Origin of the sequence: Dermabacter sp. Marseille-Q3180 (genome assembly GCF_940792985.1) — a bacterium.
Lineage (GTDB): Bacteria > Actinomycetota > Actinomycetes > Actinomycetales > Dermabacteraceae > Dermabacter > Dermabacter vaginalis.
The window spans coordinates 278972-290721 of the sequence record NZ_CALNWU010000002.1 but is presented as its reverse complement, the minus strand read 5'-3'; the positions used below and the strand labels follow the sequence as shown (position 1 = coordinate 290721).

Annotated in this window: 15 protein-coding genes; 9 read left to right on the top strand and 6 right to left on the bottom strand. The window is 62.7% G+C overall.

Features of this window, described 5'->3' with window-relative positions:
* The first annotated feature begins 271 nt into the window (after positions 1–271).
* Complete coding sequence (locus NBW56_RS07955; RefSeq protein ID WP_233187660.1) at positions 272–484, top strand: recombinase family protein; 213 nt, start codon at positions 272–274, stop codon at positions 482–484.
* Between the two features lie 349 nt (positions 485–833).
* Entirely contained in the window at positions 834–1688 is an 855-nt protein-coding gene (erm, locus tag NBW56_RS07950) for a 23S ribosomal RNA methyltransferase Erm (RefSeq protein WP_049172293.1), read from the top strand.
* Positions 1689–1758: 70 nt separating this feature from the next.
* Here the strand turns inward: erm and NBW56_RS07945 are convergent, their stop codons facing one another.
* Both NBW56_RS07945 and NBW56_RS07940 read right to left on the bottom strand, forming a co-directional pair.
* Positions 1759–2232: a type IIL restriction-modification enzyme MmeI gene (locus tag NBW56_RS07945; RefSeq protein ID WP_228496377.1), complete on the bottom strand. Its 474-nt coding sequence runs from the start codon at positions 2230–2232 to the stop codon at positions 1759–1761.
* 492 nt (positions 2233–2724) lie between these two features.
* Positions 2725–3267 (bottom strand): DUF488 domain-containing protein, encoded by a 543-nt coding sequence (locus NBW56_RS07940; protein WP_250258759.1) that lies wholly within the window; start codon positions 3265–3267, stop codon positions 2725–2727.
* Positions 3268–3779: 512 nt separating this feature from the next.
* Here NBW56_RS07940 and NBW56_RS07935 point away from each other — a divergent pair.
* From NBW56_RS07935 to NBW56_RS07920, 4 genes are all read left to right on the top strand, one after another.
* A complete protein-coding gene (locus NBW56_RS07935; protein WP_349815708.1) occupies positions 3780–4754 on the top strand; it encodes a GNAT family N-acetyltransferase in 975 nt (324 codons plus the stop codon).
* A gap of 120 nt (positions 4755–4874) precedes the next feature.
* A complete protein-coding gene (locus tag NBW56_RS07930) occupies positions 4875–5156 on the top strand; it encodes a type II toxin-antitoxin system RelE/ParE family toxin (RefSeq protein WP_250258757.1) in 282 nt (93 codons plus the stop codon).
* On the top strand, positions 5143–5445 hold the full coding sequence (locus NBW56_RS07925) for a HigA family addiction module antitoxin (protein ID WP_016664140.1): 303 nt from the start codon (positions 5143–5145) through the stop codon (positions 5443–5445). Before NBW56_RS07930 ends, NBW56_RS07925 begins: the two co-directional genes overlap by 14 nt.
* A gap of 74 nt (positions 5446–5519) precedes the next feature.
* Positions 5520–6512 (top strand): serine hydrolase domain-containing protein, encoded by a 993-nt coding sequence (locus tag NBW56_RS07920; protein ID WP_250258756.1) that lies wholly within the window; start codon positions 5520–5522, stop codon positions 6510–6512.
* A gap of 330 nt (positions 6513–6842) precedes the next feature.
* On the opposite strand, the gene NBW56_RS07915 is transcribed toward NBW56_RS07920, so the two are convergent.
* Positions 6843–7469, bottom strand: coding sequence for an MFS transporter (locus tag NBW56_RS07915; RefSeq protein ID WP_016664125.1), 627 nt, complete (start codon positions 7467–7469; stop codon positions 6843–6845).
* 332 nt (positions 7470–7801) lie between these two features.
* Between NBW56_RS07915 and NBW56_RS07910 the strand changes: the two genes are divergently transcribed.
* Together NBW56_RS07910 and NBW56_RS07905 are read left to right on the top strand one after the other, a co-directional pair.
* Positions 7802–8116, top strand: a complete 315-nt coding sequence (locus NBW56_RS07910; protein ID WP_161493661.1) for a helix-turn-helix domain-containing protein — start codon at positions 7802–7804, stop codon at positions 8114–8116.
* The gene (locus NBW56_RS07905; RefSeq protein ID WP_016664123.1) at positions 8116–8958 is read left to right on the top strand and encodes an IS3 family transposase; all 843 of its coding nucleotides are present in this window, start codon (positions 8116–8118) and stop codon (positions 8956–8958) included. Before NBW56_RS07910 ends, NBW56_RS07905 begins: the two co-directional genes overlap by 1 nt.
* 69 nt (positions 8959–9027) lie before the next feature.
* Here NBW56_RS07905 and NBW56_RS07900 read toward each other — a convergent pair whose 3' ends face one another.
* Entirely contained in the window at positions 9028–9933 is a 906-nt protein-coding gene (locus tag NBW56_RS07900) for an antirestriction protein ArdA (protein ID WP_250258755.1), read from the bottom strand.
* On the bottom strand, positions 9930–10754 hold the full coding sequence (locus NBW56_RS07895; RefSeq protein WP_061211158.1) for a BPL-N domain-containing protein: 825 nt from the start codon (positions 10752–10754) through the stop codon (positions 9930–9932). The genes NBW56_RS07900 and NBW56_RS07895 overlap by 4 nt, the downstream gene beginning before the upstream one ends.
* Positions 10755–10832: 78 nt before the next feature.
* Here NBW56_RS07895 and NBW56_RS07890 point away from each other — a divergent pair, with 78 nt between their 5' ends.
* A complete protein-coding gene (locus NBW56_RS07890; RefSeq protein ID WP_147594896.1) occupies positions 10833–11009 on the top strand; it encodes a putative glycolipid-binding domain-containing protein in 177 nt (58 codons plus the stop codon).
* A gap of 41 nt (positions 11010–11050) precedes the next feature.
* Here the strand turns inward: NBW56_RS07890 and NBW56_RS07885 are convergent, their stop codons facing one another.
* Complete coding sequence (locus tag NBW56_RS07885; RefSeq protein ID WP_250258754.1) at positions 11051–11518, bottom strand: hypothetical protein; 468 nt, start codon at positions 11516–11518, stop codon at positions 11051–11053.
* Positions 11519–11750 lie beyond the last annotated feature (232 nt).

Below are 11750 nucleotides of genomic sequence, written 5' to 3'. Positions count from 1 at the left end.
GTAGCTGATGTGAGTGCTTCGAAGTCATTGGGGGCTAGAAAGTTGCACCAGGAGTGCCGTCTGCGGGTGTTGTAGCGCATGCACCACCGGAAGACTTCTTGGCGACTGATGTCGAAGTGGTCGAGTTTTAAGTTCAATGTTAGCTAAGGGCCTTATTAAAAGCGTTTGGCAACACGCGCTCCTATTTACCTTCGTATCTCGCGAGACGCTGACGTGGATGGCCTCACCATCGACCGGCAGCGTCAGGACTGTGAAGCCATTGCAAAGCAGCGTGGCTTGGACGTTGGACATAGGGCATAACTACGTCGATCAGTCCATTTCCGCGTCAAAGAAGAATGTGGCTCGCCCCGACTACGACGCCATGGTGGCATCCTTTGAACGCGGCGAAATCGACGCGATCATCTGCTGGGACCTCGAACTACCCGCCCCACGTCGGTGGGTAGTCCGATCAGTCGGACAAAACTACTCCCGCACCACAGCGTAATAAGGGGTGCACCTTAAAAACATCCGGAGGTGGGGGTAACTCCCCCTCGTTGCCCAGAGACAAAATACGCCAGTGGCGTCTGTACGACGAGCCGAAGGTAGGACAAATTCCAATCCAGAGAGGTCTTGCACTGTTGCGGTGCGGTTGTCTTCTTTCTCACCGTATTGGACCCTGCGAAATTAATTGGATACGATAGGCCCATGTTGATTTCAGGTTCCGTTTTCATGCGGCCGCTCACCAGCCGCTAAGGCGGTTTTCTCCCTCCCGCAGGTTAGAAACCGCTCCGGTCCTTTAGCCGGGCGGCCATTTGCCATGCCCGGCTCCGTTTCAACTCCACGGAGCACACCTGATGTCTACATACGGATACGGCCGTCACGAACATGGCCAAAATTTTCTCACAGACCACAAGATCATCAACTCCATCGTCGATCTTGTAAAACAAACCTCCGGCCCCATCATTGAGATCGGGCCAGGAAGCGGTGCCCTCACTCACCCGATATCCCACTTGGGGAGGGCAATAACGGCAGTTGAGGTAGACGCAAAACTAGCTGCCAAACTCACAAAAAAGACCGCCTCGGCGTCGGTCGAAGTGGTCCATGATGATTTCCTCAACTTCCCGTTACCCGCCACTCCCTGCGTCATTGTGGGAAACATTCCCTTTCACCTCACCACTGCCATTCTTCGAAAGCTGTTGCATGCGCCGGCATGGACTGACGCTGTACTCCTCATGCAGTGGGAAGTCGCTCGCCGCCGGGCCGGGGTAGGTGCAAGCACGATGATGACAGCTCAGTGGTCCCCATGGTTCACGTTTCACCTTGGTTCCCGGGTACCAAGGTTTGCTTTCCGGCCACAGCCAAACGTTGACGGGGGGATCTTAGTGATCCGCCGGGTGGGTGACCCGAAGATCCCGATAGAGCAACGCAAAGCCTTTCAGGCGATGGTGCACACCGTTTTCACCGCCCGGGGACGCGGGATAGGGGAAATTCTCCGAAGGGCAGGGTTGTTTTCATCACGTTCAGAGACACAATCATGGTTGCGCTCGCGAGGAATCGACCCCGCAACCCTACCTCCCAGATTGCACACCAGCGACTGGATCGATCTCTTCCAGGTGACTGGTTCCTCTTCACCGCGCCATCGGCCCATTTCACAATCGGGAAGTAGTCAACGCCCTCCTCAACGGAAAAATCGAGGCCGGCGGCGGTAATCCCCCCACCACCAAAACCGAAATCCACCAGTAGTAGTGAACGACCCATGTTCGTCTACCGTGAGCCGCGTTATGGCAGTGACGTGTTCTCGTCGGGCACAGTCATAGTTCCCGGCGTTGCCAGCGACAGGGTTCTACACCCAGCAGCGGGACCGATCAAAATCACCCGCACGGGGAACGACCCTGCTGGTGGTTTCGATTTTGATGAAAGCGAGGAGACATAGCCCCTCGCCAACTCCCCGTAGCTGGCGAACAGTAGCTCCTGGCGCTGGCGCTCGTTGGTGAGTTTGCGTGCCACATCGAAAGCCTTATCGACTTCCCGGTCCAAGTTGTTGTGAGCCTTGAGCAGAATTGGGTCCATCGATAACGGGTTGTAGTGCTCCGCGAGTGACCGCTGGGGGTGCCGCTCGCGTGCCCGCAGCACCAACTGTCCAGCGTCGATGATTCGCTGCTGCGCCTTCTCATCTAGTTCACACAGAGCTGGTCCGCAGTTGTAGCTCCCGATGTACTCCGAAAACGGAAAAAATAAATAGTGGGGATACATCAACCTTCCACTTTCCATTCTTCCGGCTCAGAGTATTGAGGGGTCTGGGACCGTGTCCGTAAACCCTTTATGTTTTTCGCGCACAGCGGTTTTTAGCGACGCACCCTATAGGTTTTCCGCAGAACTTATATGTGTTTCTGTGCACCCCATATGTTGTCTGTTTTAGCGGTATTTCGTTGTTAATTCCGCACGCGCGCATCAAATGGTTATTTATCGACGACACTCCGTGGACTTCAAGTTCAACGTCTAGGTCCGTGGCAAGTCGGTAGCACGTTTTTCGATTCGATGCTTCGGGGCACTATCGGGGTTCCCGGTGGTCTTCTTAGATTGAGGGGTTCAGATTTCCTAACCTAAAGCTCGTTTGAGCGTGCTATCCACTGGTGTGCCTCCGATGCTGCTGCTCATAAGGGGCGGGCGCTCCATGAATACAAGGCGTAGGTCGTGCCTGAGGCATAGTCCGAGTTTCCGCACCCCTGGCCTCTGGTGTACGCGCTAGCCCCGCTCGGGGTAGCGCACGAGGAGATCGTTGCCGATGACTGCGCCGTCGTTGAGCGTTGCCTCGTTCACCGTCGCCCCGGCTGCCCCCAGGCCCATAATGTGGCCAACCTCGTCACCGCGGGCGATGAGGTGGTCGGCGATGATACGCCGGTGGCAGCGCCACCACACCGCCTCGGAGCACATGATCGCGGTGGGGGTTTCGGCGGCGTTCACCCGTAGCTGCGAGAGCGCGTCCGAGAACTCCCTGCCCAGCGCATGGTCGGCGTAATTGTGGAAACTGCGGTTACGCCAGTTGCCGTTAACCTCAAACGGCACCGAGTGGGACACGTTGCGCCGCCCGGTGAGGCCCTCACTTCTGCTGTAAGTGATGCCACATGTAGGAAGGTGTTCGGCAAGGGGGTCGCCGTTGAACCACGGGTACTTCCTGGACCCGGGCAGCTTGCGCACATCCACGATGGATGCCACACCGGCAGCCTTGAGCATTTCAGCGAAGTCCTCGAACTCGAGGTTGGAGTGGCCCACGGTGAAAATGCGCATGTCGCCAATGCTACGCGTCAAGCGGTTACACCAACATTGGCGTCCAGGTATCGTGCATCGGCAGGTGGTCGGACCGGTAGAACGCGGAGGTAGCAGACAGGACGTTTGATGCATTCGCGCCCACCTTTCCGCCGTATAAATCCCATTTATGGCCGAGTATTCCGCACGGACCGTTCGGTTAAGTTTCAACGGATCGCTTTGGTGACATCGGAAGCCTGAGTTAATCGTATGTGGGGCGAATCCCATGTATGTCTTGTTTAAGGATGCTGCTGCACGAGGAGCGGGGCTGAGGCTACCTGGTGTGCACTCTATCTTTGCCGCACATAGCGGGGTGTGGTGGTTTTTAGCTGCTATTCACGAATGAGAAGGTGTTTTTGCAACGATACGTCGTCGAATTTAGGTTCAATGTGTAGTTTCGGTTTGCTGAGCCGTCGAGCGATGGTGCTTTCACCATCTGGGTGAGAGACGAAAATGCCTGATGTCTCCAGTCTCGGCCAAGGTAGGCTGGCGGAGTGGATGTGACTCTCCGGCCGGTGAGTGCCGATGTTCTCGACTTCTTGTGGACATGGCAGCACGCGACGCCGGATGCCGAGTGGAAGCTGTGGGATGGGCCCTACTTCGAGGCCCCCGCGAACCCCAGCCGTGAGGAATTTGATCAGCGGCAGCGTGCAGGATTGGGCAGTCATGATCGTCGGATCATCGACGTCGATGGAGAACCTGTTGGTTTGGTTTCGCGCTTTGAGGAGGAGCCCGCAGGCGGCGGCTGGTGGGAGCTCGGCATTGTGGTCTTCGATCCACGTTGGTGGGGGAGAGGTATCGGCCGGGCGGCACTCACCCAGTGGCTCGACCTGATCTTCGACGAGACTGACGCTCACGTCGTCACCCTCCAGACGTGGTCAGGCAACGAGAGGATGATCGCCTCAGCGAGACGATGCGGTTTCGTCGAGTGTGGCCGGATTCCCGAGGCGCGGTCGTGGAATGGCCGACGCTGGGACAGCGTGAAGATGTGCGCATTGCGTCCTCGTCCATCACTCTGGGAGTGCCGCAGAGACACGCAGCTTCCGGATGACGTCGCGCGGCTTCTGGCGACAGTCCCGGAGTGGTTCGGCCTGGAAGAAGCGAATCAGGAGTACATCGACGCTGCCCGGCACATGGAGACGTGGTCTGTGCGCGACGAACATGGAAGGATCATCGGCGTGACCTTGGTCGACCGCGACTTCCCGATATCCGCCGACATTCACCTCATGGTCGTGGACCGAGCTTGGCTTGGTCAGGGCGTTGGATCAGCCATGCTCAGGGCTGTGGCGTCAGCCTCCCGTGCCGATGGTGTTCGGCTGCTCCAAGTGAAGACCTTGGGGCCGTCGCATTCCGACGCTGGATACGCCCGCACCCGCCACTTCTACGAGAAGTGCGGTTTCCTGCCGCTGGAGGAGACTGATCTGTGGGGTGATGACAACCCCTGCTTGTTCATGGTCATGCCTTTGTAAGGATCGCTGGGCTTCATGACCTGGGCTGCGGTGATCAGTCGTGCTTACCGGTGTCGTAACTCGATTGAGTTCAGGTTTAACGTCTAGCGTTAATGACGGCCCCCGTTATAGACTGGCTCCATGATCAGATCGTTCGGCGACAAGGCGACCGAACGGCTGTGGCGTCGTGAGCGCGTGCGGTCCATCGATCCGAGGATCCATCGCGTCGCACTGCGCAAGCTGCGTCAGGTGGGGTCCGCGGAGTCTCTCGAGGACCTCCGGGTCCCGCCCGGCAACCGGCTTGAGGCCCTCAAGGGTGATCGGGCCGGGCAGTACAGCATCAGATTCAACGACCAGTGGCGTATCTGCTTCGTGTGGAGCGACGCCGGACCGGAGGAGTTGCAGATCGTTGACTACCACTGACAGGATCGAGCCGATCCACCCGGGTGAGGTCCTCATGGAGGACTTCATCGAGGGCTTCGGCATCACGCAGAACAAGCTCGCCGTCTCGATCGGGGTTCCGCCGCGGCGGATCAATGAGATCGTGCACGGCAAGCGGGGCATCACTGCCGACACCGCGCTGCGGCTCGCGAAGTACTTCGGCACGTCGGCGGAGTTCTGGATCAACCTGCAGAGCCACTACGAGCTGGACCGTGCGGAGGACCTCGCGGAGGAGCAGATCGCGGCGATCACGCCCCTGCAGGTCGCGTGAGCTCTCGCAGACGGCTGGCTGTCGGGTCCGGTCTGGTGGTCGCAGGAGTAGCGGCTGTTGAAATCTTCGCCCGAATGAGAACTCCGAGCCTGTGCCGCGAGTCGTCGGGAGATCCTTGGCTCGTTCGTGAAGCCGAGACGATTCTTCGACGTTCGCGCGGGCCTCGAGACCGAGCCAGTATCGCAGTTATCGACAACGGTGTACTCCGTGAGGCTCATTTCGGTGCGGGTCGTCATACGCAGTACGAGATCGGTTCGATCACCAAGACGATGACGGCTGCGGTCTTTGCTGACATGCTGGAGCGCGGTGAAATAAGCCGACGGACTCCTCTGGGAACCTTCTTTGATCTGGCGAGCAGCGAGGTGGCTGCCATCGAGCTTGAAGAGCTTGCTACTCACACCAGCGGCCTGCCTAATATGGCGAGCACATGCCGCAACGTCGCTGATCTTGCTCTTTGGCCGTTGCTCGTGCATGACCCAAGTTCGTCAGTGACTCTCGAGCGTCTGATTGCGGATGCGAGCCGGTCTCGCCTGGGGCCAAGGGAATACGCATACTCAAACCTCGGCTACTCCTTGCTTGGGCAGGCGCTGGCTCGCCGAGCGGGAACGAGTTTTCCGCGACTGCTACAAGAACGGCTGTTCGCACCATTGGGGATGGACGACACCTTCGTTCCAACAGATCCGACGTCGCTTGGAGTAGATGCGCCCCGCGGTTACTCGGTCATGTGGGGGCGGCGATCCGCGCCATGGACGTTGGGCGCTGAAGCGCCCAGTGGCAGTGTCCGATCGACCCTTGCTGACATGACTCGATATCTTCAGTCCCTGCTGGACGCCACCGCGCCGGGCAGGGCTGCGATGGATCAGGCAGTCGTTGCCAGAGATGGTCTGCGCATCGGCTACGGCTGGCATATCGACCAGAACTCACTGGTGTGGCACAACGGCATGACCGGTGGCTTCAGCAGCTGGATAAGTCTTCAACCCGGCCGTGGGCAGGGCGTGATCGTACTTAGCAACACGATGAACTCGGTTGATGACCTTGGGATGGCACTGGCCCGCTCGCTGCCTTGAAGCACCAGTGAGGTAGGAAGCGTTCGCCGTATGTTTCTACCCAGCGGAACTCGACCACGTTCCGTAGCCGAATAACCTCAGCTTGCGAACTCGGCAAAGCAGCGCGATGAGCACGCCGCAGAGAGCCAGCGGCGCACCGAGCCGGTCGAGCCCGTCGTCCAGGAAGACCGCCATGTCGTGGGAGAGCAGGACGATTGGAGTGACCGTGACCAGCAGGAGGAGGATCCGCGCGATGACGTCGGCGCGGTGCTCGCGCAGGATTGCGCCGATGCCCGGCTGCCCCTCGTCTGCTGCGGTGCCCGCGGCTCGTCGGGGAGCGGTGACCGCGGGTCAGGTTCGATCCCTACTCCGCTCGACCAGACAGACCGCTGCCGCAGCAGTTGAGAGGGCGGCGACGATTGCGACCGGCAGCCAGGCGGTGCCGCCGATGAGCGCTCCGGCGACGGCGGTGCCGGCCGAGCCGGCGGCGATCTTCAGCGCGCCGACCCAGATGAAGATCTGCCCGCGCGCCTCGGGCGGGGCGTACTCGCTCCGAGCCGCGAGCGTAGCCGCGAAGAACAGTGAGTTCGCAATCCCTGCTGCGCCGAACGCGACGAGGGCAGCAGTGAAGTTCGTCGTCGCGATGACCAGGAGCAGTGCCGCAGCGACGACTGCCGCGAGGACGCCGGTGAGCTTGTCGGCGTCCCCGTGCAGCGGCCGGACCATGAGCAGTCCGGAGCCGGCGAGGGTGCCGATTCCGTAGCTTGCGACCAGGCTCCCGGCCAGCGCCGCCTCGCCCAGGGACTGCGCGACCGCGACGGCATAGATCGGCAGCGCCGCGACGGAGAATGCGACGACGACGGTCAGGACGAGAGTGCGCCGCAGCGGGCCGGATCGCCGGATCGTGACGAGGGTGCGTCCTGGGGACGGGACCGCGCCGGGGTCGTCGAGCGGGGACTGGCGCGGCAGGGCGAGCACGGCTCCGGCCCCGACGACCTCAGCGGCCGCCAGTGCCAGGGTCGCGACGAGCGGGCTCGCGGCTGCGGCGAGCCAGGCGACCGCGGCCGGTCCCAGGGTGCCGCTGAGCCTGAAGTGCTCCCCGGAAGTTGGACTGAGAATTCAGTTTCTTCTTCCGGGGAGTCTTCATGTATGCGAGTAGTTCTCTGACCCAAGCCCAGCAGCGGGCGGCTGTAGGGTTGTTCGAGGCGGGCTGGGGCGACACGGCCGTGGCGTCTGAGCTTGGTGTGAGTCGTTGGCCGGTGCGAAAGTTGTTCCAGCGTTGGCGTGTTCGAGGCAGAGGAGCGCTGGTCATGGCATCGGGCAAGAAGGTCTATCCGTTCGAAACGAAGGTGGCCGTCGCGCAGCGTTTCCTGGCTGGGGAGCCGAAGACGGACCTGGCGATCGAATTCGGTCTGTCCTCTCCCCAGATCGTCCAGAGATGGGGAAGGATCCTGCGCGAGCAGGGCGAAGACGGTCTCAGACCCAGACCACGAGGTCGGAAGACGGCCACGGGGCCGTCCGACGAGATCGAAACTCTGCGGCGCGAGGTTGAGCGGCTGAGGGCGGAGAACGCCTACCTGGGAAAATTGCGGGCCTTGATGGAGCCACAACGTCGGTCAAGGTGATGGCCGTCGTTTCCCTCAAGGCAGACCACAGGCTCACCGATCTGCTCGCCGCGGCCGGGCTGGCGAGATCCACGTTCTTCTATCACCAAGCCCGCCTCACCGCCCCGGACCCGCAGGCTGGGTTGAAGGCGGCGATCAGGGAGGTCTTCGAGGCCTCGCGTCGCCGGTTCGGGCATCGACGGGTCTGGGCCAAACTGCGGGCCCAGGGCTGGATCGTCGCGAAGAAGACCGTCCTGAAGTTCATGCGCGACCTCGGGCTGCGTTGCGAGATTCGCCGCAAGCGGTTCCGGTCCTTCAAGGGCGAGGTCGGCAAGACCTTCCCGAACCTTCTCCAGCGTGACTTCACCACCACTGGCCCGAACCAGAAGTGGGTCACCGACGTCACCGAGTTCCACCTCGACGGCGAGAAGGTGTATCTGTCGGCGGTCATGGACCTGTTCGACCGCCAGATCATAGGCGCGACCATCGGCCCGTCACCGAACCTGGCCCTGACCAACACCTCCCTGGAACAGGCCGTCGGCCGGCTGCGAGAGGGAGACCACCCGATCGTCCACTCGGACCAGGGATTCCAATATCAGCACTGGCAATGGCGCAGGATCCTCGGCCAGGCCGGCGCGAGAGGATCGATGTCCCGGCGCGGGAACTGCCTCGACAATGCCGTAATCGAGAGCTTCTTCGGCCACCTCAAGGACGAACTGTTCTGCTCGACCACGATCACCACCGTCGAGCAACTCACCACCGAGTTCACCGACTACATCGACTGGTTCAACCACCACCGCCCCCACAACAGCAACAAGGGCCTGCCCCCGGTCCAATACCGGGAACAGACCCTTGCCGCCTAGGCCCTAGGCTTTCAAACCAGTCTGACAATCGGGGGCCAGTTCACCAAATCTGGCTGCGGGGCTCTTATGTCACAGGTCTCGGAATACGAACACCCCACCGTCGGGTGCGGGTATGACGGTGTGGTCGAACAGCAGGTCGCGGGTCCATGATTCCCAGTTGAAGTACCGCTGAGCCTCCTCGGGCCATCCGTCCATTAGACCGGTGTCCTCAGCGAGCTGGGCGGCGAAGTCGTCGAAGCGCTCCCACTGCCCGCAGTAGCGCTCCTCGAAGTCGGAAGTGCTGGGCAGGCAGCGCCCCACGGAGGTGTAGTTACCCGACTCCACCCAGGCGCACAGCGCAGGCCACAGAGTCTCACCGACCTCCTCGTGGACCTCACCCCACTCGGCGACCTCGGCAAGGCCCATCTCGCAGGGCACCGGGATGTTCTCGTGGTCGAGGCACCAGACCTCCTCACAGCCCGTGTACGGGCCGCCAGCGTCCCCGTGGAGCTGGGCGAGGGTGACGTCGGCGGCGTCGGTGCCGGCGGGATGGAACTCGACAGGGCTCGCGAGGATCTCGTCGAAGCCCATCGGCGTGACCGTCTCGTACACGACGTCGACGATGTGCTCCCCGTCGACCACCGGCTGGCCCCGCCAGAGGTTGCCCGGCTTCATGATGGCGCCCATCGACTTCGAGATCCACCAGCCGTGGACGTTGGCGCGGGCCCGCTCGCACACGAGCCATGCGCCGTTGAGGGCTCCTGCCGACGAGCCGTACACCGCGTCGAAGGCCGCCAGCAGGCCGCGTTCCTCCAGCTCACAGATCATGCTGCCGCCGTGGGCTGCTCGCGAGCTGCCGCCCTCGAGCACCACGGCGAGGCGGGCGTCGTCGTCCCGGTGCAGCGGACGGGAGCCCGCGGCCATGCGGGTGCGGATGAGGTTGAGGACGGGGTGCACGGCCCCATCCTGCCGCGCCGAACCGGCGCCCGGGTTCATGGCACGAGCTGGCGCACCAGGGGCAGGGCGTAGGCCCAGTCGTCGCCGTCCTCGTCGATGAGTCCGCTGCCCTTCAGCCAGGTGCCGTCGGCCTCGGGGTGCGGGCCGATCAGGCCGATGCGGCCCTGCCCGAGGACGTAGCGCGCCGCGGCGATGTCGCCGGTCTCGTAGCGGGCATGCACGACGGCGCCACGTTCGGGCAGTCGGGCACCTTCCTGGAAGTACGTCCACCGTCGGGTGCCGTCCCAGGTGACCGCGACCAGGTGGTCGGCACTGTCCACCACGGGAAACCCCGGCGCCCCGACCTCACCGTCGATCTGCCTTGGGATGAGTCCGAACCCGTCGTTGCCAGCCAGGTAGGCCCCCATGCAGACGCCCAGATAGCGGCCCCCGCCGCGCACCCACTCCTGCAGCGCCTCGACGAACGGTGCGGGGAACTCGGCGGCGGCTGCCGGGATGTCGTCGCCGCCGCCCGGCTGGACGTACAGGTCGATCCCGTCGAGGGCCCCCGCGTCCAGCGCAACCTCCTCGTCGGGGCCGACGAAGGTCACCTCCATGTGCAGCGGCGCGCCCGCGAGTCGTTCCGCGAGCGTCTCGGCGCAACCGTCGCATCCGGCTGAGCCGCGATACACGGCAGCGACGGTCGGTCGCGGCGTCGGTTGCTGGGCCGGAGGCGTCGGCGAGGCGCACGACGTCAGCCCCGCGGCGACCGGCACCAGTGCGGCTCCGGTGAGGAACCCGCGACGGGTGGCGCGGGCGGGCGGACGGCAGGACGACGCGCCGGCAGCGGGGCTGCGCTGGTCAGTCGTCGCGTGGTCCATGGGCCACATGGTTATTGGTCGCTGGCGTCGTCACCAGTGACTACTCGACATCCAACCTGAACAACGGCTGGTGATGGCGTGGATCGATCTGCCTTCGCTGGAGGTCAGCGCCTCGGAGCAGTACTACGCCAGCATCGATCGCGGCTCGGTTCGCTTCATCAACGGGACGAGGACTTCGACGCTGTGCTCGACGTCGACGGCGACGGCGTGATCACCGACTACCCCTTCGCCCGAAGGATCGAAACTGGCGCCTGACAAGGGCAACCGGCGAGCATCCCCGCCAGCCGGGACGGTGATCACTCGAACCGGCGCAAGGTACACCAGTCGGGGACGCTGTCCGTCCGGTAGTAGTGGACGAAGATGTCGCCGGCCTGTTGCGCAGTGAAGACCTCAAGCTTCGGAACCGTCTCCGCCCGACCTCGCCAACGAACCTCCAGCTGCGCGGCTCCTTGTTCGTCGGAGCCCCTGCACCCGAGCTTGTACAGACCCAGCTCGCCCGAGGCATCGAACTGGCTCACTTCGACCATCATTGCCGTCGCTGCCCCCGCCGCCTGCAGGAAGCACAGTGGCCACCCGGAGGCCCGGGGATCCCACAACCGCTTCCCCTCGGGGAACCGTGCCAGGGAGACGGCGAACTCCTGCTGACCATCCATGCCCGACAGGACGCGCCGCAGCATCGCCTCCGGATCGAGCAGCTTGCACACTTCCGTCACGGACGCGCCGCCGTTGAGCGTCAGTGCATGCGTGGGATCCCAGGAACCCATACAACCCTCCTTCGAGCAATCAGCGGTGCAGCGAGCACCAAGTATAGCCAGACCAATGACCCGCGAGCGGAGCACGCCCGCAGGCACGGCGTCGCTCATCGAGCCGCAGGACCAGCGGCCCTGCGGCGACGGGCGGGGATTGTAAGAGGTAGCCCGTACGGTCGGCGACACGGGTGAGGTCAAGGAGAATCCCGGGCATGCACCACGATGGATACGGCCAGTCAGGAAAAGG